Here is a 20,122-nt window from a genome sequence, read left to right on the forward strand (position 1 = left end):
CCGTACCCCTGGCATGCCTTTCGGCGAAACGCCAACCCACATCAACTTCGCAGGTAGGTAACGCCCAGATCGCGTAGCCACGTCCGCTGTCGCCGAACGAACACCCGTGTCGCCCGGACGGCGGCTTCTTCGAGCGCTTCGGCGGGGAGCTGGCCGTCCACGTGCTCCCGGACTTGCTTGTAACCGACAGACCCCATGGCCCGTGCCCCTCCATACCCTCTTGCAACGAGCACCCTGACTTCCTCGATCCAGCCGTCGTTCAGGAAGCCCCGTACACGTGCCGCGATGCGGCGATCCAGCTCTTCCCGCTCCCGGTGAACGCCGACCAGGCGGGCCACGTGGCGGCGCTCCTGAAAGCCGTGCGCCGCGTGCCACACGCTCTGCGGTCGCCCCGTCAGCTCGTAGATCTCCAGCGCGCGACTGACCCTCACCAGATCGTTCGGCGCGAGCCGCGCCGCGCTCTCTGCGTCGACCTGCGCGAGCTGTGCGTGCAGCGCCTGCCGCCCCGCGTGCGCTGCCAGCGCCTGATGCCGGGCGCGGATCTCGGGATCTGCAGGAGGAGCAGGCGAAAGTCCCCACACCAGCGCCTTCACCCACAGGAACGTCCCCCCGCAGACGATCGGGACCCGCCCGCGCTTGCGGATGTCGGCCAGGGCTTCGCTGGCCAGCGAAGCGAAACGCTGCGCGTCGGCCGGGTCGAGCGGATCGAGCACGTCGATGAGGTGGTGAGGCGCCCGCGCGCGCTCCTCGGCGCTCGGCTTGCCGGAACCCACATCGAACGCGCGGTAGATCTGCACACTGTCTGCGCTGATCACCTCGCCACCGAAGCGCTCCGCGAGCCGCACCGCGAGCTCCGTCTTCCCGCTGGCGGTCGGACCCACCACCACGATCAGCTCTTCCTCCGTCGGCGGAGCGAGTGCAGTCCAGTCGATCGGCGCTTGCGGCTCCGTGTCGTTCGGCGCTTGCGGATCCGTGTCGTTCGGCCCTTGCGGCTCCGCGTCCATCGGCGCTTGCGGCTCCGTGGCCATCGACGTGCCCGGTGTCGACTCCGCCCGCGCGTGCGATGCCGTGTCCAGCGGGGTGGGCGCGACTCGTTGCGCCTCGCTCATCGCCGCCCCACGCGGTGCTCCAGCTCGGGCCACCCCACGCGCATCACCACCGGCCGGCCGTGGGGGCAGTGACCAGCGAAGTCCACCTCGTCGAGCGCGTTGAGCAGCGCCTGTGCCTCGTCGGGTGCCATGGGATCGCCGGCGCGCACCGAACCGTGACAGGCCATCGTCGCGAGCGAGAGGTCGACCGCGCCAGAAAACGCGCGCTCTCCAGCGTGGCTCAGCTCGTCGAGAAGATCGCGCGCCAGACGCTCAGGCGCCGCGCGCGAAAGGATCTTCGGCACGGCGTGGATCGCGAGCTGCGCAGGCCCCGCCGGGCGCATCTCGAGCCCGGTGCGATCGATGTCGTCCTGCGCTTCCTCCACCAGGGCCACCTCGGCGGGCGTGGCTTGCACCAGCACCGGGAAGAGCAGCTTCTGGGACGCCACCTGCCGCGCCAGGTACGCCTCGCGCAGCCGGTGGAAGGTCACACGCTCGGCTGCGGCGTGCTGGTCGAGGAAGTAGATCCCGTCCGCCCCCTCGCAGACGAGGAACATCCCGCGCACCTGCGCCGCAAAGCGCAGGTTCCGGAACACCATCGGTCGATCCGCCGCCGTCGCCAGGAGCTGCCCTGCCGTCGGGTACGCCGTGAGGGGGGCGCTCGTCGACGACGACGCGACCCCGAGGCCTGCGATCGGGAGCTGCGTGGGCGCAGGCGTGGCCGCCCTCGGCTCCACCCGCGGGGAGGCACCGGGAGACGTGACCTCGCCGCCGAGGTCCCAAGGATCCGCGGGCGTCGCCGTCGCGCGGTGCTCCGGGTCGGCGTCGGCGCCCACCGACGCCTCGCTGCTCGCCAGGGACACCGAAGGCTGCGCGTGCCGTGGCGCCAGGCCTGTCGTCGACGAGGGCGATGGCGTCGCGTCATGGGCGAGCCCGCGCTGCCCGAAGGGGGCCTCCGCGCCAGGCGCCGCTTGCGCCGACGCGCGCGCGAGCGTGACGCCCTCTTCGCCGCGCCACGCCCCGCCGGCGGGTGTCTCCTCGACCTCGTGAGCCTCACCCCGTTGCACCTCGGCCAGCCCGTGTGATCCCGGTCGGCGCTCGTCCCGCGCTTCCACCGGGAGAGCGCCGTCGAGCGGCACGGGCGCGCCCTCGAACGCGCTCGGGAGCGGCATGCTCGCACTCGGCGTCGGAGCGCTCGCGCTCGGTGCATTCGACCAGAGCCACGCCGCGCCCTGGGACTCTGCAGCAGGCTTCTGCTTCCGATGGCCCCACCCACCGCCGCCAGGGCCGGGCGAAGGCAACCCGAACGCTGCCGCCACCTGCCCGGCGATGATCCGCTGCAGCGACTCCGCCACCGCGCGCCCCTCGGCGAAGCGCACCTCGGCCTTCTGCGGATGCACGTTCACGTCCACCAGCGTGGCCGGCAAGTCCAGGAACACCGCGCCCACCGGGTAGCGCCCTGGCTCGAGCACGCTCCCGTAGGCGAGCCCTACCGCGCGCGCCAGCGTGCGATCCCGCACATGGCGACCGTTCACGAAGAGCCAGAGCCACCCGGCTCCAGCGCGCGCCCGCTCGGGTCGCGACACGAACGCCTCCACCCGCAGCGGCCCCCGCTCCCCCGCGCACGTCGCCAGCTCCTCGCCGTCGAGCGCCGCCCGCACCCGCTCGGCGCGGCTCCCGGCGCGCAGCCACTCGCGCACCACCCGCCCCTCGCGCGACAGGATCACCGTCACGCCGGGCTCGCTCAGCGCGGCGGCCTGCACCACCTCGGTCACGTGCGCCGACTCCGTCGCCACCGCGCGCAGGAACTTGCGCCGCGCCGGCACGTTGAAGAACAGATCGCGCACCTCGACCACCGTCCCGGCCGCGCACCCGCAAGGCGTCACCTTCGGTGGTCCGCCCCCCTCCAGCCGCACCTCGGTCCCTTCCTGATCCTGCTCCCGCCGCGTCCGCAGCGAGAAGCGGCTCACCGACGCCACGCTGGGCAACGCCTCGCCGCGGAAGCCGAAGCTCTGGATGGCGTGCAGATCGTCGATGTGGGTGATCTTGCTCGTCGCGTGCCGCAGCACCGCCAGCGACGCGTCTTCCCGCGCCATGCCCGAGCCGTCGTCCGCGACCCGCGTGAGGATCACCCCCCCGCCCTCGATGTCCACCCGCACCCGGCGAGCACCGGCGTCCAGCGCGTTCTCGACGAGCTCCTTCACCACGCTCGCCGGCCGCTCCACCACCTCGCCCGCAGCGATCTGGTTCGCCAGATCGTCGGGCAGGACGGCCACCCGGCGCTCGTCACGCGGCGTGTCGCCCCTCGCCCCGGAACTCACGGACCCTCCGCCTCGTCCCTGGACGCGGCCGCCACCATCGCGAACCACTGCCGCGCGCGCGTCGTGCTGAGCGCGGCCGCCATCAACACCATCCCGAGTTCCACCATGATCAGCCGCGTCCGGTGCGCTCCCCACCAGAACTCCGGGCTGACCAGGCGCTCGCGATCCGGCAGTTCTGGAGGCAAGAGTGCCCCCGCCTGCGCGAACAGCTCGATCCAGGTCGCGCGCATGTCCCGGCTGAGCACGTAATCGAGCGCAGTGAACGCAATGTTCACGGCGAGCGCCTGCATCACCAGCGCCCGCGAGCCCCGTCTGCCCGGCAGCGCCATGAACCCGACCACACAGAGCAGCCCGCCCAGCAGCATCCGTCCCACACTCAAGGGAAAGGTCACCTTGGCGTGGTCGGCCATCGCGCGCACATGGGCGGCCTCGTGGACGCGGAGCAGGAGCTGGTACGGGTCTTCCTCCCGCGCCTGCTCGGCCACGGCGTGGACGTCCGGGACCGTCCCTTCTCGCAGGAATGTCGTCGCGACGCAGCCGGTTGTCAGGTCCTGCAGACCAAAGGTCACGGCGAGCACGAGGGCCATCATCACGTACCAGGGTCTCAGGGATCTGGCGCGGAGGATGGGCGGGATTGACGAACTCACGGAGGCTGCGCTGCGTGTATCACGTTCTCCCCCATCGAGTAACCTCGGCGTCCTCAACGGCCGACCCGGGTGGGCTTTGACCGCTGGACGACGCCTCCTCCGCTCATGGCGCCCTCGGAGATAGCTGTACTATACAGAGGACGCAGTCACAGCGAGGTCCAGTGGCGAAGAACAGCGAGCCGCGAACGATGCAGACCGACGAGCCCGCCGCGCCGACGTCGGGCGCGGAGAACCAGCGAGTCGACGGGACCGAGCCTTCCGCCGTGGTGGCCGAGGTGATCGTCGAGCCGCCGAACGAGCCTGCCGGGCGCAGCGGGACGGCGCGCCCGAAGGCGACCCGGGCCGCGAAGACCACGAAGCCGACCCGGACCCCGAGGGCCGCGAAGGGGACGAAGTCCGCAAAGCCCTCCACCGCGCCCAAGCCCACCGCGGAGGTCGTCGACCGAGGCCAGGACGACGACGAGGAGAACGACGGCGGCACCGCGCGCGGCGGCGACGGCGAAGACGTCGTCGAGGCCGAGGGCGAGATCGTCGAAGACGGCGGCGAGGAACACGACCACGAAGACGGAGGCCGCGCCGGGTTCCGTGACGCCGACGTGTTCTCTGCGGCGCGGCGCGCTGGCGCCGAGGCCGAGGACGAGTTCCCCGTCAGCAGCGGCGCCGCGCTCTCGCGCACCGATCCCCTCCAGGCTTACCTGCGCGAGGTGCAGCGCTATGCGCTGCTCACGCCAACCGAGGAGAAAGAACTCACGGTCAAGTACGCGCAGACCGGCGATGTGAAAATCGCCGCCCGGCTCGTCACCGCGAACCTCCGCCTCGTGGTGAAGCTCGCGTACGAGTACCGCCGCGCTTACAAGAACATCATGGACCTCATCCAGGAGGGGAACATCGGTCTCATGCAGGCCGTGAAGCGCTTCGATCCCTACCGTGGGGTGAAGCTCTCGTCGTACTCGGCCTGGTGGATCCGCGCGTACATCCTGCGGTTCATCCTCAACAACTGGCGCCTCGTGAAGCTCGGGACGACCCAGGCGCAGCGCAAGCTCTTCTTCAACCTGAACAAGGAGAAGGCGAAGCTCACCGCGATGGGCATCGACCCGACGCCGACCGAGATCGCCAAGCGCCTCGACGTGGAGGAGCACGAGGTCATCGACATGGACCGGCGCCTGTCGAGCGGCGAGTCGTCCCTCGATGCGCCGGCCGGCGACGCCGAGGGCCGCACCATCTCGCGCGTTGAGCTGATCCCCGGCCCCTCGGAGAGCCCGGAGACCTACTTCGAGACGCAGGAGGTCGGCCACCTCGTCCACCAGCGCCTCGCCGAGTTCCGCAAGACGCTCACCGGCAAGGAGGTGGACATCTTCGAGAAGCGGCTGACCGCCGAAGATCCGATGACGCTCCAGGAACTTGGCAACGCCTTCGGCATCTCCCGCGAGCGCGTCCGCCAGCTCGAGGCCCGCCTCACGCAGCGGCTGCGGGAGTACCTGCGCGAGGAGCTGGGCGACGCGGTCGAGGCGCACTGACCCTTGGGCACGGGCACGCTCTATGTGGTGGCCACGCCCATCGGCCACCTCGGTGACATCACCCAGCGCGCCGTCGAGGTGCTCCGCACGGCCGATCGCATCCTGGCCGAGGACACCCGCCGGGCGCGCGCGCTGCTTTCCCACCTCGGCATCGGCGGCAAACCCGTCGATCGGCTCGACGAGCATGCCACCGACGCCGACCTCTCGCGCGCCGCCGGCCACCTCGCCGAGGGAGAGCAGCTCGCCTTCATGACCGACGCCGGCACCCCGGTGGTCAGCGACCCCGGCAATGCCCTCGTGCGCGTCGCCGCCAGCGCTGGCGCACCGATCGTGGCCATCCCGGGAGCCTCGGCGGTGATGGCGGCGCTCAGCGTGTCGGGGCTGGTGAACGGAGGCTTCCGTTTCGTGGGGTTCCTCCCGCGCAGCGGCCGTGAGCGCCGCGAGGCGCTGGCGCTGGTCGCCTCGACGCCGGAGACCGTGGTGCTCTTCGAGTCGCCGCACCGCACCAGCGACACCTTGCGGGACCTCGCCGAGCGCGTCCCTGGCCGGAAGGCGCTCGTCGCGCGCGAGCTGACCAAGGTCCACGAAGAACTCCTGCGCGGCACGGTGACCGATCTCGCTGCCCTCGACCGGGAGTGGCGCGGCGAGGTCACCCTGGTACTCGGTCCCGCCGAGGTCGACGCAGCTGGCGAGCGCGCCGCGCTGAGCGACGAGGAGATCGACCGCCGCATCGACCGCGATCTCGCCCTCGGGCGGCGCCCGCGCGAGATCGCCGACGAGCTGTCCGTGGAGCTCGGCGCCTCACGCCGCGAGATCTACACGCGGGTACTCGCGCGCAAGGGTTGAGGCACCGCAGCGATCGGAGCCTCTGCCGTACGGCGACACCTCTGCCGCGCAGACCGGCTGCGTGAGATCGACCCGTGGCCTGCCGCGCGAGGGGGATGGCCGCAAGGTCGAGCGCTGGGCAGCTGGCTGGTGGTAGTTTTTCCTCCATGGATGTCGTCTCCGCCTGCCCCTTCCGAGTCGCCTCGGTCGTGTGGCGATCGAGGCCGCACACCTGGGCATTCACCCTGATCGTCAAGGCGACCTATCGGCTGGAGCCACTGCACTCACCCCTCCATGAGACGCAGGAGGAGCCGACCGACGTGGATCGTCACTGGAATGGCGACCCGGCACGAAGCCTCTACATGCCTTCGGACCGCGTCCCCTTCAAACGACGCCCGGAGGTGATGCTGGTCGGCCATGCCTTCGCGCCTGGAGCGCAGCCGGTTCGATCCCTCCTGGCTCGCCTTCAGGTGGGCGAGGTGAACAAGGCCATCGAGGTCTGGTGTGATCGTGTCTTCATGCAAGACGGCCGTCTCGTGGAAGGGCCTCGCTTCACGAAGATGCCCCTCGCGTGGGAGCGAGCCATCGGCGGCCCCACGACAACGAACCCCGTGGGCATGCGCCTCGACGCGATGCCAGACATGTACGGCAGGATCTCGGTGCCGAACCTGCAACCTCCCGGGCGACACCTGAACTGGAAGGGCGAGTCCTTCGAGTCGATCGGGTTCGGTCCGCTCGCACCGATCTGGCCGGCGCGCGCGAGCGGGATGTCGAAGGAGCTGGCGGCTTGGTGGTCGTCCTGGTGGCCTTCGCAGCCGATCCCCGAGGCCTTCGAGCGCAAGTTCTTCAACGCGGCTCCTCCCGATCAATGGGTCGAAGAGCTGCATGCGAACGAGCGCCTCGTCCTGGAGAACCTGCACCCCGCCCACGCGCGTCTGGTGACCAGCCTCGCCGATGTGAGACCCCTGGCCGCGATTCACCGCGCCGGAGGCGTGAGCGAGAGCCTCGCACTCCACGCGGACACCCTCTGGATCGACAGCGATCGTGGGCTGGCCACGCTCACCTGGCGAGGCACCGCGGCGCTCAGTCACCCGCGCGAGCCAGGGCGAGCGGTCGTGTGGACCGAAGACCTGCTCGCAGGCATCAAGGAACGCCAAGGTGCCGCCGCTGGACACGGCGACGACGCCAGGCAGTCGGAGACGGTGGATGCGGCGAGCGACGACAGCGACGCCACCCAGACGCTGGTGCGAGGGACGGCGTCGCCCGCCATGACGGCCGTTCCTTCCGCCCAGCCCATCCGACGCGCCAAGCAGACGCTCGATCTCTCGGGAGAAGTGAAGGCGGCAGCTGCGCTCCCTTTCGGAGAGAGCACGTCACGCCATCTCGCTCCACCTCCACCCCCCGTCGAAACCGAGCCGTCGTTCGCACCAAGCACTCGGCCCCCCTCAAGGTCGGTGACGCAAACCCAGAGTGCTTCCCTCGAAGCCGCGCCGAGCGATGTACTTCCCTTCCGGAGCCCTCCCGGCCCACCCCCCCTGGGGAGCACGCCCATCCTCGCGGACGTCACGCCGCCCTCTGCGCCACCGTCCGACCTGCCCACGCCAGCGCCGCCACCTCCTCCCCCCTTCCGGCTTCTTCCAGACGAGCCGCCACCTCCTCCCCTCGCCAGACTTCTTCCCGACGAACGGCCGCCCTCTCTCGACCTCCTCGTCGCGCCCGACGCCCCCATTGCTGCGTTCGACGCCCCCGTCGCCACGCCCCAGGCCGAACCGGTACCCCCTCTCGCTCCCCCACCTCCACGCAAGCTCGACGTGCCGCCCTCCACCCCAGGCACCAGCGCCGAGCCGCTCCCCCTCGACGCGTACCCGATCGAGCGCTGCGCTCGCATCGCTGCCCGGCGGGCGCTCCGCCCACCCGACCAGAGCGCGATCCTCCAGGCCGAGTCCTTGTCCGAGAACACGTGGGAGGCCCTCCATGGACACTGGCTCCAGCAGCTGGAGGTCGCCCCTCAGCGCCGGCGGAAGACGCTGCTCTCGGCCTACGACAGCGCGTACGTCGCGCAGCTCGAAGCCGAACGAGGGCCCATCACCGTCGAGGAACACGCCCAGCTCGCGGTGGCGGCGGAGCGGGGCGACACCGCACGCGCCCTCCAGGAGCTCGGGCTGCCCCTCGAGGTCTTGATGCGGCTCCGCCGCGTGTGGATCGCGAAGATTGCCGCCGATCAGGCGCTCGGCGTTCGGGTCCGGCGCGCGATCAACGCCGAACGCGACCGCTGACGACTCGCCTCACGGCGACCCGCCCTTGCGCCAGACGACCCGCTCGCCGTCGCCCTGGACCTCCGCGATCGCCTGCTTCGCCAGCGGCCCGTTCTCCAGCCGCACGCGCACCACGCTCGTCGGAGGAGGCGGCGCCTCCCCTCGGGCATGCGCATGGCTCGCGCGGTTGACCTCGACGAACACCGCGTCGTTCCCGTACATCCACTTGCCCACGATCAGCCGCGTGTCCCCAGGCCTCGACGGGTCCGACAGCCGGGTGGTCACCGCGCCAGCCTCCATGCCGATCCCCGGCACGCGCGTCCAGCCAGCGCGCTCCACGAGGTCCACCGTCTGCACACAGACGCGGCCCGCTTGCGCGTCGTCGAGCCCCCCGGCGTGCGGGCAAGCATGCACCCCGGTGAGCTTGCCAGCACGAAACGCCAGCGTGATGAGGGCCGCCTCGGGCAGCTCGAAGCCCCCTGGCGTCCGCACAACCACGCAGCGCACCAGCGCCGTGACGGCGACGAGGTCGATGTCGTGGAGCGTCTCGACCTGAATCGGATAGGTCGACGCAGCCAGGACCTGCTCGATGCCGTCCCCCAGGGTGAACCGGACAGCCGGTACGATTTCCGTGCTCATGATCCCTCTCTCCTGGCCTCTCCGTCATCACTTCAGCGGGAGCACGGTCCCTGCCGGAGGCCCCACGCGGCCGGGCGCCGTGAGGATCGTGCCGTGCTGCATGATGGCCATCTGATCGCTCATGTACTCGGGCCACCGGGACTGGACCTGGTCGAAGGACAGCGAGACCCGTTTCGCCATGTCGAGCCGATCACGCGTGTTGGTGATGCTTCCCTCGAAGGGAATGCGGGGCCCTCCACCACAAGCGGAGGACATGAACACATCCGGGCTCTTCGCCCCGAAGGGACGCCCTACCCACCAATCGTGAGTGGTTTTGTTCAGGTCCAGCGCATCTCGGAAAGGCTTGTTGCTCTGCATCATGGTCTCGAGCGTCCCTCGCTGCTCCTGGGTCGCGACCAGCATCGTCGCCTTCTCGATGTTCTCCTGCCCCCCCTTGGCGAAGAGATCGAACGCCTCCTTCATCTCCTCCGTGACGCCGTTCGCATCCGCGCACCGCTGGAACGCATCGTTGCCGTACTTCGCGTAGAAGAGGAACTGAGGGTAGATGTCCCTGAAGATGGCCTTGTTTCCGTCGGCGAGCCCCTTGAACACCGTGTTGGCGGTGGATGCGCGTGGATCGTAGCCCCCCAGGCCGTCTTTGATCCCCTTCGCTTCCTTCATCCCGCAGCCGGCCTCCTTGGAGACGAAGGCGCCCATCCCCGCCCACTTCAGCTCCGGGTGCGCGCGGTAGACCCGCGCGTAGGCGGCGGTGATGTGCCGGTTGCGCGTGATGGGATCGGCATCGCCGCCGTGGCTCAGCACGTCTTCCACCTCCCGGTTCACCTCGTCCCACATCGCCTGGCAGTCGAGGTCGTCGCCCTTCACGGGGGCCTGCATCTCCCCGCCGCAGTTGAACGTGTTGCCGTGGTTGTGAAGCATCTTGTCGGTGAGCCGACAGGCCGCTTCTCCCTCGAACTTCACGTCGGCGGAGAACGTCAACCAGCTCGCCTCCTTCGTGAAGGTGCCGCTCTTGACGCCCCCCATCGTGCCCGGCTCGTCGCCGGTGCTCTTCGCGAAGATCGAGGGTCGGTGCGCGATGCTGTTGCCTCCGTCGGCGAACACCGTCGTCGTCCCCTGCGCAAGATCGCTGGAGTAAGCGACGTTGGGATAGGGGATCGGCACGCCCGGCGGGGTGACGCACACGTCCGGCGCCGTCGCGATGGTGATCCCGTCGCTCCCTTTGTGACAGAGCGACAGGCCGTTGACGTTGACCTTCACCGGCATGATGCCTCCCTGTCGACGCAGCGCGCGGCGACCAGCGTCGCGGCGCGGGCGCCCTCCTCCGAACTCGTCCAGACCAGCGCGCGCGCGCCCTTCGCAGCGCCCCGCGCCGCAAGGTGCGCGACCAGGGCCAGGTGGAGCGGCCCCGAGGCAGCCCCCACATCGCCCCAGGCGAGCGCAGGAGCCGCGAAGCGCCCTGGCTCGACGAGGCGCTGCGCGACGCGCGGGATGGACATGCCCGCCTCGTCGCCGCGCCACCGCTCCCCGTTGAGATCACAGACCACCTCGTCGACCCTCTCGCCCCCCGACAGGGGCGTCAGGGCGCCCCAGAGCGCGGCCGTCAAGCCGTCACCGCGGGACGGGATCTCGCCGCGCGCAGGAACCTCCTCGTGGGCCACACCGGCGGCGAGCACGGTCAACGCCGGCGCGCGCCGAGACCCGTCGTCTGGCGAGATCGCGCGCGTCTCCGCCGCCGCAGCGCGGCTGACGACGCAGAACCCCGCCCCTTCGCTCGGGATGAACCCCCAGCGGTTGCGCCCGGACTTGAGCTGCTCGCGCTCGTGGAGCCAGGCCAGGGTCTCCTCGGCGATGTACGAGTCCACGCCGCCGACGAGGCACAGCCCGCACTCCCCCGCGTCGAGCTTCCGGATCGCCCGCTCCAGTCCGACGATCCCGGCCGCGTGGCCCAGCGGCAGCACCTCGACCACCCCACGTACGTCACGCTCGGCCAGGTCCGCCTCGACGCGACCCGCCACGATCTCCGCAGCCTCGGCAGGGAGACCTGGACGCACCGGCGGCATGCCGAGCAGCACGGGCAGGGCCTCACCCCGCGGCGGCAGGACCCCGTGCATCGCCTCTCCCAGCGCGCGGCTCACGAGCGCCAGCAGGCGTGGCGTGGCGGTCGCCTCGGGGATGCGCATCGGAGACAGGTACGGGGCCGGGGCCATCGTGAACGCCTCGGCGCCGGCGACGGCCCCGTGCACCCCGCGGAGAAAGCGCGAGATCGAAGCCCGCGCAGCCGCGCACGAGCCCACCACCGTCGGCGCCACCGAGGTGCAGCCGCCGAAGCGCAGCAGCGCCGCCCTGACTGCAAGATCGCGCTTCCTCACCCTCCGCTCCCCGCCAGCGTGCCCCGCCGGCTACACATGAGCCTTCTCCCAGATCAGGGTGCGATCGAGGTGGTGCTCCTTTCCCTGACAGGGAAGCGCCGTGTGCCAGACGACCATCACCCGGCGTGCGTCCGGCTCCACGAGCACCGTGTGGAGTCTGGCCCGGTGCTCCACCGTATGCCGCCCGAAGAACGTCCTGAAGCAAGGCCTCCGCTTCGGGAGGTGAAAGGCGAGCACCCCCTCGGGCGTCATGTTCAGCAGCTCGACCTGCGTGCCCTCCCGGAGCCCGCCGGGCACCTGCTGATCCACAGGCGCCGAGAAAAAGAACCGCGCATCGAAGTCCAGTGGAAGCAGCGGCATCCGTCGCTCCTCCCATGCCTCGTCATACGTCCCCGCGTGCGCGATGCGCGGCGACCAGTCACGCGCCAGCGCCCCGACGCCAGTTGGCGCCGGGCGCTTCTCCTCGGCAGCCCTCGGCGACGTCGGAGCAGCCTCGATGTTCGGAGCCGGGCGGCCAGCGAGGCGTGCTGCCTGCTCTGCGAATCCCACGCCGATCGGGTTCCGAGGATCACGCACGCCCGTCACCGGATCCACCCCACCGAACGTGCGCTCGTACCGGAGCGGCATCGTCACGAACGGCTGCGCATCGGACATGGCGACACCCCCTGGCCGATACACCCGATCGCCGAACACCACGAGCCGCTTCTCGATCGGTCCACAACGCAGCCCCACCTCCACCCGCGCGGCAGGAACGCCACCTGGCGCGTGGGCGCTGCCGTGCACGAGGACATCGGTCCCTGGCTTGGTGAGCACGAGGTCGGCGTCGCAGCGCAGGCTCGACAGCCCCCGCTCCCCCACATAGTCCGCCGTCAGCGCCACCGCATCCTGGTGCTCGGCCACCTCGACCCGCCCCCCTTCGCGAATCGCGAAGGTCCCTTTCACGGCGACGATCCACACCTCACCACCGTGCTCGTCACGCGCGAAGCAGCGCTCTGCTGCGTAAGGGGTGCGGTTAGTGAGGCGCCACATCCGCGCCTCCTTCGCCGCCTTCGCGTGACCGAAGCAGCCGGCTCTGGCGGAAGGCGGGCGCTCTGACGGAGAACAGCGGCCCCCTTCGCTGTCCGCGGAACTCGTCGAGCGCCGCGGCCGCCCGGAGCACCTGCGACGCCTCGACGGCCGCTGCGAGGGCCGTGGCGTCCTCGATCGGGTGACCAAACCTGTAGCGCACCCCGGGGAGGAAGCTGGTCGCGATCTTTGCCCACAGCGCCCCCACCCGCGCGGGGTCGGGCCAGGGCAGCGACGCGTCGGGATCCATCGAGACATCGTGCTCCAGCGGGCTGTCCGTGGGGCCCTCACGAAAGCCGGGGGGTGGAGCGGCTGCGAGCGCGCGCTTCGAGAGGTCGACCCCGGTCATCGCCGTGAAGGCCCACCCGACGAGGCGGGCCAGCTCAGGTCGGGCCGCGGAGGCGAGAAGCCAGGGCACGACGCGGACGTCTCCCCAACCTCCGGCCACCGCGATGGCGCGCCGCTCCTGTCCCGTGGCGGCCAGTTCGCGCAGCAGCGCCGCCGCCTCATCCGGCGCGACGGCGCGCACCGCGACCTCGAGCGCCCGCTCGCCAAGGGGAGCGCAGCCCGCGCGGCAGATCGCGACCAGGGCAGCGGCGCACCGAGGCGCGCCAAGCAACGCCCCCGACCACGCCGCCCACGCATGGCACCGGGCGTCTTTGTCGTCGAGCGCGTCCAGCAGAAGCCCCATGAGATCCGCTCGGCCCAGCTCGCCGATGGCGCGCAGCGCCGCCGCCCGTACGCTCCCATCGCCCGAAGCCGCTCGGAGCGCCAGGAGCTCGCCCGGATCGCGCCGGTGGACCCGCATCGCGTGGAGGCGCAGCGCCGCCATGACGCCCTGTGCGCCCGTGCCCTCCGTCGTCGCCTCGTCCGCGTCCGCCCACGGAGCCCAGCCGAGCGCCGCCACCACGTCCCGCAACGGCCCACGCCCTTCCCCCGGCGCTTGCGCGGCGCGCGTCGCCACCTCGTGCAGCAGCGCACCCCGCCGGAGCCGCACCGCCAGAAACGCCTCCACGAAGCGCTCGCCGGATGCGCGTGCCACCGTGACCGCGGCGCCCTCCGCCTCGGCAGAGAGGAGCAGCGCATCCACCTGGGCTTCGAGGCGCTCGTCGAGCCGCGCCAGATCCGAGAGCCCAGCCGTGCGCGACCGGACGAGGCGCTCCCTCTGCGCACGCAGAAAGCCGCTCGTGTCGACGAGCTCCTCCTCCACGTCGGGCAGGAACATCGCGCCCATCGGTCAGTTGATGTCGACGGTGCTTCCCTGCACCTTGATGGCCCCCCCCGCCATCACCTTGACCACACCGCCCGCTTCGACGAGCACCGGTCCGCTCGACTTCATCACGATGTCGGAGGCGGTGATCGTCACGTTGCCCCCCGCGTCCACGTGGATCGAGCTGGCGCCGCACGACAGCTCGTAGACCTCACCGACCACCACCTTCTTCGAGACGCCGATCGACTCGCTCTGGCTCTCGCCCACCGCCACGTTCATCGTCTTGCCGACCTGGATCTCGTAGCTCTTTCCGGCCTGCAGCACCTTCGTCACCCCCACCGTCTCGGCCGACGCGATGCCCACCGTCTCGGTCTTGGCGAGCTGCACCTGCACGCTCATGTTCTTGCCGACGCTGAGGCTGTCATTGCCGCCGACCTGCTCGTCCTGGTGGCCGCCCACCTGCGAACTCTTGTTCATCCCGACGACCTGCGATCGGTTCCCCCCCACCTGCGCGTCCTCGTCACCACCGACGGTCTTCGAGCGGTTGCTGCCGATCGTGATCGACTCGTCGTTCCCCACCTGACGGCTCCTGTCGTTCACGACCCGCAGCAAATCGTCGTGCCCCACCTCTTTCGTCCTGTCGTTGCCGATGGTCACGGACTCGTCGTTCTTCACGAGTTTCTTCAGGTCACGCTCGGCCTGCATGCGCAGCAGCTCGCTCCCGGAAGCGTCCTCGAACATCAGCTCGTTGTAGCCTCCGGTCTTCCCTGTCGAGTTGCTCTTCCAGCCGCTCTGCGTCTTGTTCTCCGGCAGCTTGTACGGGACCTTTTGCAGGTTCGTGTACAGCCTGCCCACGATGACCGGCCGGTCCGGATCGCCACCCAGGAACTCCACGAGCACCTCTTGCCCGACCCGCGGCAGGTTCGTCCCGCCGAACCCCGCGCCGCCCCAGGGCTGGCTCACGTGGATCCAGCACGAACTCCGGTCGTCCATCGCGCTCTCGCGATCCCAGTGGAAATGCACCCGAACGCGACCAAATTCGTCGGTGTGGATCTCTTCTCCGGCAGGCCCCACCACCGTCGCGCTCTCCACGCCGATCGCCTTCGGTCTGGGGGTCGTCAATGCAGGTCGGAACGGCACGTCCGCGCTCCTCACCTCGCACGCATGCGACCACGCGCTGGAGAAGGTCCCGGAGTGCGTCATCTCCACCACGAGGAGCCTTCGATCGGGCCCGAGATCCGGGCGCGGGTGGTCGAGGAGGCTCAGGACCATCCCCGGCGCGAGGTCGGGCGCGTTCGTATCGAAGGTGCAGGTCTTCGCGCTGGCACGCTTCGCCTCCAGCCGTTTCTGCGAAAGGAGCGCGGCCTCGCCCTCGTCGGTCCGGGCCTTGCCCCGATCGTCCGCTGAAGGCGTGTCGTCTCCCCGGTCGGTGCCGAACAGGAACGCCCCTGGCGTGTAGTGGAAGCGCTCCAGCCGCTTCTCGATGCTCACGTTCGCGGCCTCGGCGCTCGACAGGGGCTGGTTCGACGAGGCGCGTCGGTAGTCGTGGTCCCTCATCGTGTAGCGGCCGGGCCTCACCCGCTGGCCGATGCGGAGCCGGGTGGCGTACTCGCCCGACTCCATCGAGATGTCGTCCTTGAAGGGGAGCTTCGACTGCCGAGGGGTGGCGAAGTGGGGGGCGTCCGAGAGGACGAGGCGGGTCCCTCCCTCGATCGGCGCAAAGTAAAACGAGATGCCGGCGTCTTCGAGCATCCGGCTCATGAACGCATAGTCGGACTCGGCGTACTGGACGCGGTACTTGCGCTTCTTGTACACGCCGGTGAGCCGGACCTCGGGTTCGATGCCCCACTCCGCGAGGAGCTGGAGCACGATGTCTGGCTCGGAGAGCTGCTGAAAGATGCGGTAATTGCGCCGCTGCGTGGCCAACCAGAGATCCGGGACGAGCGTGATCTGGTAGGTCGAGAGCCCCTCTTCCTCCACCCCGACCTGGTGGAGCTGGCTGCAGATCCCCGCCCAGGTGCGCACCTGGGATCCCGCACGGAGACTGAGACCCGCCGGCTGACCCACCACTGCGTCGAAGTCGATGGCCGCGTTCCCGCTCATCACCACGACGGTGGCCTCGAACAGAGACGAGATCCGCTCGTGAACGGAGAAATGCCGCACATCGAGGGCGTCATCCGAAGCGACCACCATCTCGAGAGCGTGCCCCTCGGGAGCGGCGGAGGAGAGCAATGTCACGATGATGTCCCCTTCGTCTCTTGGGTTCGAAGCGGTCCGGTGACCGCAGAGGGTCCCGAACTCGGGCGCAGCCCTGGCGTCGCCATCGAGAGACCCCCTGAAGAAGGGATGCCGTCGCCCTGAGACGTCTCCCCTCTCCGCTGTCGACGCCAAGGCTACCGACCTCCTGCGAGCCCAGTCAACGCCGCCCCGCCGACGCTGACCCCCGGAGCGACCCGTCGAGCAGGCCTCCGCACGACACGCGGGAGCCCGACGCGCGTCCCCTCGCGCGCAACGGGCTCGAGCGTGTCACCACCGCACCGCGAGGCGCAACGAGCGCCCGGCTCGGCGCGATCGGGCGTTCGTCGCGCCGACGGAAACCTCGTCGTGCGCTGCTTTCGTCGCGCTGTCATCCTTGGTCTTCATGAGCGAACCGATCTGGAAGCGGCTGGCGGAAGACATCCAGACCGAGCGCATCGACGGCGCGTACAAGGATCGCGTCCACAGCCGCATCCCGTCCGCAGGGCGCGAGAGCGTCGCCGTGGAGCTGGTGCGCGAGATGGCCTCAGCGCTGCGGCGCTCGGAAGAGAAGGTGACCTGCGCGATCCAGACGCTGGAAGCGCAAGGCCGGAAGATCGATGCGCTCCTTTCGAAGCCGTCGTCCCCCGATCCGGTGGAGCTGCGCTACCGCATCGACGAGCACAACCGGCAGCACGACGCCGCGAAGAAGGCGCTCTGGGAGCTGCTGGTGCACCGCGAGGCCCTCGGCTTCCTGCGCAACGAAGACCTGCCCGCGCTCTATCCCATCCCGCCACGACGCTGACGCAGGCGCGCGGCAGGCGACGACGAGGAGCGCGCGCGCTGGTCGTGTCCCCGAGGCGCGGCGCGTGCGCCCCGCGTCGCATGGGGTGACGCCGCTCTCTCGTAGGCGAGGATGCCACCGAGGGAAGAGGCCAAACGTAAGACAAATCACGGTGACTCAGCAAGGGAGGGGGTGGGAACGGTCCAGAGGGTCGTCGCTGCACCAGCAAAGCCCTCGGGGAACGGTCCGAAGCGCCGTGGCTGCACCAGCAAAGACCCCGGGGAGCGGTCCGAGGCGCCGTGGCTGCACCAGCATCGACCCCGGGGAACGGTCCGAGGTGCCGTGGCTGCACCAGCAAAGACCCCGGGGAGCGGTCCGAGGCGCCGTGGCTGCACCAGCAAAGCCCTCGGGGAACGGTCCGAGGCGCCGTGGCTGCACCAGCAAAGACCTTGGGGAACGGTCCGAGGCGCCGTGGCTGCACCAGCAAAGACCTTGGGGAACGGTCGGAGGGCTTTTCTTTGTGCTGGCGTGGCCGCCCTTCCCCGAATTCACGGCATCGAGGCCGGGAGGCGAAGGCGCTGGAGCGCCTTTTCCAGCTCTTCCGGGGGTCCAGCGACCCAGCCTGGGACGTTCTTCCTGAACTTCCTGGGGCGCTGGCCCTTCCGAGAAGGCCCCCTCTCTCTATTTATAGATCCACAGACTTCCCACAGCGGCTGCCAGTCCCGGTGAATGTACGTTTGCCTACAGCGCGCCCCCTCACCTTCTCCCGGACGACCGCTGACGTGCCGGCGGAAGGCAGCGGGAGCCGCCCGCTCTTGCCACCGTTGAGCCGCGGGCGCGTCCGCGGAGAGCGGCGAGCGCCACCGACCTCGCCGCGCTTCAGCGGATGAGCAGCTCTTGGACCCGGCCGCGCCCCGCCGCCTTGCAGTTCACGGCCCGGGTCGCCCCCACCGACGCCAGCTCGAAGCCATCGCCGTACAGTGCGTGGACCACGGGCGCCGACGAGTTGGACAGGAGCACGCTCACCCCGCGCGCCTTCAACGTGCGCGCCACGTCGCGGAGCTGCGCGTGCTCGGCCATCCCGAAGCCGCCGCGGGTGTAGGCGGTGAAGTTCGACGACGGCGAGAGCGGGACGTACGGCGGATCGAAGTACACGAAGTCGCCAGGGCGCGTCCTGTCCACCACCGTCTCGAACGATGTGCAGAGCAGCTCGGTGTGGCGCAGCGCGCGGGCGCAAGCGCGCAGGGTGTCCGCGTCGCAGATCACGGGGTTGTCGTAATCGCCAAAGGGCACGTTGTAGATGTTGCTGCGGTTGACGCGGTAGAGACCATTGAAGCCGGTCCGGTTCAGGTAGATGAACCAGGCCGCCACCTCGGCGTCGCTGCGCCGGTCGACGTCGATGCCGCGCATCTCCAAGAAGAAGTCGCGGTCGTGGGGGTAGCTCGAGAGCAGCCCGATCACGTCCTCGACCTTGTCACGGACGCCGCGGTAGGTACGGATCAGGCGCTCGTTGGCGTCGGAGAGGACGGCGCGGCGAGGCTGATGGTGAAAGAACAGGGCGCCGCCGCCCACGAAGGGCTCGTGGTAGGTGCCATAGTGGGAGGGAATGCGCGGCTCGAGCTCCGGCAGGAGCTGCCGCTTGCCGCCAACCCACTTGAGGAAGGGCTTCGCCTTGCCTCGTTCGGGCGCGATCACCTCGCGCTTCTGCTCTTTGCCGCGCGTCCTCGCGAGGCCGGGCCTCGCCGTGGGAAGGGAACTGCGCAGCGATATCCGTTGGGGTCGGGCCGCCTGCTGGAGCATGGGTCTACCCACGCGGTATCGGAGGCGGAGCGATCGGGCCAAGTTTGTGACGCACAGCGTTCGTCGGCGTCCCCCACCGTAAGCTGCATCGCAGCACATGCCGCAGGGTTCCATCCGGTCAGACGCAATGCAGGACGCACGCTGGATCTGGCATGGATGTCCGCGCCGGGGTCGACGTGGGGCGTGTGGCGACGAGCGACGACCTCGCGCGGTCAGGTCAATGCGCGACGTGCTCGCAATGGTGAGATGGCCCGGGAACTGCAAGCTCCGAACGTCAAGACGCGCGAGCGTCACAAAGGAGACAGCATCGTGCCCAGCAAGCAGACGATGAAGCGCGCTCGGAAGGCCAAGCGCGAGGGGAAGGCACCGACCACGCAGGCCGGTGAGTTTGTCCGCGAGGAGATGGAGCACGTCCGGAAGGGCAAGCACGGGGTGAAGTCGAAGAAGCAGGCCGTCGCCATCGGTCTGAACAAGGCACGTCGCAGCGGCGTCGATCTGCCGGAGAAGGGGTCGAAGAAGAAGTCACAGGCGAAGTCCTCCAGCGCGAAGCCGACCGCTTCGAAATCGAAACCGTCTCCGAAATCGGCGTCGGCGAAATCGACGTCGCCCCGGTCGTCGACGACGAAATCATCGACCGCGAAATCGGCACCGAAGAAGCGCAAGAGCAGCGCCACAAGCACGACCCCGCGCAAGCGGGCCACGGGCTCGACGGCCAGGCGCTCGACGGGGACAGCGAAGCGCACCACGACGACGGCCAAGCGCGCCACGGGCTCGACGGCCAAGCGCGCCACGGGCTCGACGGCCAAGCGCACCACGGGGACAGCGAAGCGCGCCACGACGACGGCCAAGCGCGCCACGGGCTCGACGGCCAAGCGCGCCACGACGACGGCCAAGCGCGCGACCGGCGCGACCAGCCGCAAGCGGGCCACGGGCACGACGGTCAAGCGCTCGACGCGCGCCGCGAAGAGCACGACGGCAACCACGCCGCGTCACCGGAGGTCTGCCACGACGACGCGAAAGCGCGCGACCGGCGCGTCACCGCGGCGCAGGACCACGGCCGTGTCGACGCGCCGTCGGAGCGCCGGGACGACCGGGAGAAAGCGCAGCGCCGGCGCGACGTCGCGACGAACGACGGGCGCAGGCAAGCGGAGTCCCCGTGCTGCCACCGGACGCCGCAGCACCACGGGAACCCGCCGCCGACAGGGTGCGCGGTAGCTGCACACCGGCGCGAGCAGCGCATCGAGATCCGTGGGCACTTCCTGCCCTCGTACTCGAAGCAAGCCATGCGTCGCGCAGAGCGCTCCTCCGAGCGCGATCGTCCAGGAGCAATCGAATCGACGAGCTGGTGCAGCCCACGCGGGCTCGTC

General features: G+C 70.1%; 16 protein-coding genes. 4 read left to right on the forward strand and 12 right to left on the reverse strand.

Features of this window, described 5'->3' with window-relative positions; all coding sequences use genetic code 11:
• Nucleotides 1-41: 41 nt before the first annotated feature.
• Genes miaA through CMC5_RS02215 form a run of 3 tightly spaced genes read right to left on the reverse strand, consistent with a single transcriptional unit; the run spans nucleotide 42 to nucleotide 4,056 of the window.
• Nucleotides 42-1,109 carry a tRNA (adenosine(37)-N6)-dimethylallyltransferase MiaA gene (gene miaA, locus CMC5_RS02205; RefSeq protein ID WP_245678244.1) on the reverse strand — a complete coding sequence of 356 codons (1,068 nt, stop codon included), beginning with the start codon at nucleotides 1,107-1,109 and terminating at the stop codon, nucleotides 42-44.
• On the reverse strand, nucleotides 1,106-3,409 hold the full coding sequence (gene mutL / locus CMC5_RS41900; RefSeq protein WP_082363364.1) for a DNA mismatch repair endonuclease MutL: 2,304 nt from the start codon (nucleotides 3,407-3,409) through the stop codon (nucleotides 1,106-1,108). The genes miaA and mutL overlap by 4 nt, the downstream gene beginning before the upstream one ends.
• Nucleotides 3,406-4,056, reverse strand: coding sequence for a hypothetical protein (locus tag CMC5_RS02215; RefSeq protein WP_063796197.1), 651 nt, complete (start codon nucleotides 4,054-4,056; stop codon nucleotides 3,406-3,408). Before CMC5_RS02215 ends, mutL begins: the two co-directional genes overlap by 4 nt.
• 188 nt (nucleotides 4,057-4,244) lie before the next feature.
• On the opposite strand from CMC5_RS02215, the gene CMC5_RS02220 reads away from it, so the two are divergent.
• The 3 genes from CMC5_RS02220 (at nucleotide 4,245) to CMC5_RS02230 (ending at nucleotide 8,674) form a co-directional block, all read left to right on the forward strand.
• Entirely contained in the window at nucleotides 4,245-5,573 is a 1,329-nt protein-coding gene (locus CMC5_RS02220) for an RNA polymerase factor sigma-32 (protein ID WP_082363365.1), read from the forward strand.
• Nucleotides 5,574-5,576: 3 nt separating this feature from the next.
• The gene (rsmI, locus tag CMC5_RS02225) at nucleotides 5,577-6,419 is read left to right on the forward strand and encodes a 16S rRNA (cytidine(1402)-2'-O)-methyltransferase (RefSeq protein ID WP_050428861.1); all 843 of its coding nucleotides are present in this window, start codon (nucleotides 5,577-5,579) and stop codon (nucleotides 6,417-6,419) included.
• Between the two features lie 146 nt (nucleotides 6,420-6,565).
• Entirely contained in the window at nucleotides 6,566-8,674 is a 2,109-nt protein-coding gene (locus CMC5_RS02230) for a DUF2169 family type VI secretion system accessory protein (protein WP_050428862.1), read from the forward strand.
• A 9-nt stretch (nucleotides 8,675-8,683) separates the two neighbouring features.
• Here CMC5_RS02230 and CMC5_RS02235 read toward each other — a convergent pair whose 3' ends face one another.
• Genes CMC5_RS02235 through CMC5_RS02260 form a run of 6 tightly spaced genes read right to left on the reverse strand, consistent with a single transcriptional unit; the run spans nucleotide 8,684 to nucleotide 16,174 of the window.
• On the reverse strand, nucleotides 8,684-9,292 hold the full coding sequence (locus tag CMC5_RS02235) for a hypothetical protein (protein ID WP_050428863.1): 609 nt from the start codon (nucleotides 9,290-9,292) through the stop codon (nucleotides 8,684-8,686).
• Between the two features lie 27 nt (nucleotides 9,293-9,319).
• A complete protein-coding gene (locus CMC5_RS02240; RefSeq protein WP_050428864.1) occupies nucleotides 9,320-10,555 on the reverse strand; it encodes a DUF4150 domain-containing protein in 1,236 nt (411 codons plus the stop codon).
• Entirely contained in the window at nucleotides 10,546-11,661 is a 1,116-nt protein-coding gene (locus tag CMC5_RS02245; RefSeq protein ID WP_050428865.1) for a beta-ketoacyl synthase N-terminal-like domain-containing protein, read from the reverse strand. Before CMC5_RS02245 ends, CMC5_RS02240 begins: the two co-directional genes overlap by 10 nt.
• 30 nt (nucleotides 11,662-11,691) lie before the next feature.
• The gene (locus tag CMC5_RS02250; RefSeq protein WP_050428866.1) at nucleotides 11,692-12,690 is read right to left on the reverse strand and encodes a DUF2169 family type VI secretion system accessory protein; all 999 of its coding nucleotides are present in this window, start codon (nucleotides 12,688-12,690) and stop codon (nucleotides 11,692-11,694) included.
• Nucleotides 12,674-13,960 (reverse strand): TIGR02270 family protein, encoded by a 1,287-nt coding sequence (locus CMC5_RS02255; RefSeq protein ID WP_050428867.1) that lies wholly within the window; start codon nucleotides 13,958-13,960, stop codon nucleotides 12,674-12,676. Before CMC5_RS02255 ends, CMC5_RS02250 begins: the two co-directional genes overlap by 17 nt.
• 3 nt (nucleotides 13,961-13,963) lie before the next feature.
• A complete protein-coding gene (locus tag CMC5_RS02260) occupies nucleotides 13,964-16,174 on the reverse strand; it encodes a type VI secretion system Vgr family protein (RefSeq protein WP_245678245.1) in 2,211 nt (736 codons plus the stop codon).
• 403 nt (nucleotides 16,175-16,577) lie between these two features.
• On the opposite strand from CMC5_RS02260, the gene CMC5_RS02265 reads away from it, so the two are divergent.
• The gene (locus tag CMC5_RS02265; RefSeq protein WP_050428869.1) at nucleotides 16,578-16,976 is read left to right on the forward strand and encodes a hypothetical protein; all 399 of its coding nucleotides are present in this window, start codon (nucleotides 16,578-16,580) and stop codon (nucleotides 16,974-16,976) included.
• Between the two features lie 858 nt (nucleotides 16,977-17,834).
• On the opposite strand, the gene CMC5_RS02270 is transcribed toward CMC5_RS02265, so the two are convergent.
• The 3 genes from CMC5_RS02270 to CMC5_RS43900 form a co-directional block, all read right to left on the reverse strand.
• On the reverse strand, nucleotides 17,835-18,650 hold the full coding sequence (locus CMC5_RS02270) for a DNA adenine methylase (protein ID WP_245678246.1): 816 nt from the start codon (nucleotides 18,648-18,650) through the stop codon (nucleotides 17,835-17,837).
• Between the two features lie 395 nt (nucleotides 18,651-19,045).
• Complete coding sequence (locus CMC5_RS46820; RefSeq protein ID WP_050428870.1) at nucleotides 19,046-19,738, reverse strand: hypothetical protein; 693 nt, start codon at nucleotides 19,736-19,738, stop codon at nucleotides 19,046-19,048.
• Between the two features lie 6 nt (nucleotides 19,739-19,744).
• Entirely contained in the window at nucleotides 19,745-20,011 is a 267-nt protein-coding gene (locus tag CMC5_RS43900; RefSeq protein ID WP_156338063.1) for a hypothetical protein, read from the reverse strand.
• Nucleotides 20,012-20,122 lie beyond the last annotated feature (111 nt).

This window comes from Chondromyces crocatus, from assembly GCF_001189295.1.
GTDB lineage: Bacteria > Myxococcota_A > Polyangia > Polyangiales > Polyangiaceae > Chondromyces > Chondromyces crocatus.

Coding starts and splice junctions, on each gene's coding strand:
- miaA (WP_245678244.1), bottom strand. CDS start 1,109: ATGAGCGAGGCGCAACGAGTCGCGCCCACCCCGCTGGACACGGCATCG.
- CMC5_RS02220 (WP_082363365.1), top strand. CDS start 4,245: ATGCAGACCGACGAGCCCGCCGCGCCGACGTCGGGCGCGGAGAACCAG.
- CMC5_RS02230 (WP_050428862.1), top strand. CDS start 6,566: ATGGATGTCGTCTCCGCCTGCCCCTTCCGAGTCGCCTCGGTCGTGTGG.
- CMC5_RS02235 (WP_050428863.1), bottom strand. CDS start 9,292: ATGAGCACGGAAATCGTACCGGCTGTCCGGTTCACCCTGGGGGACGGC.
- CMC5_RS02240 (WP_050428864.1), bottom strand. CDS start 10,555: ATGCCGGTGAAGGTCAACGTCAACGGCCTGTCGCTCTGTCACAAAGGG.
- CMC5_RS02250 (WP_050428866.1), bottom strand. CDS start 12,690: ATGTGGCGCCTCACTAACCGCACCCCTTACGCAGCAGAGCGCTGCTTC.
- CMC5_RS02255 (WP_050428867.1), bottom strand. CDS start 13,960: ATGGGCGCGATGTTCCTGCCCGACGTGGAGGAGGAGCTCGTCGACACG.
- CMC5_RS02265 (WP_050428869.1), top strand. CDS start 16,578: ATGAGCGAACCGATCTGGAAGCGGCTGGCGGAAGACATCCAGACCGAG.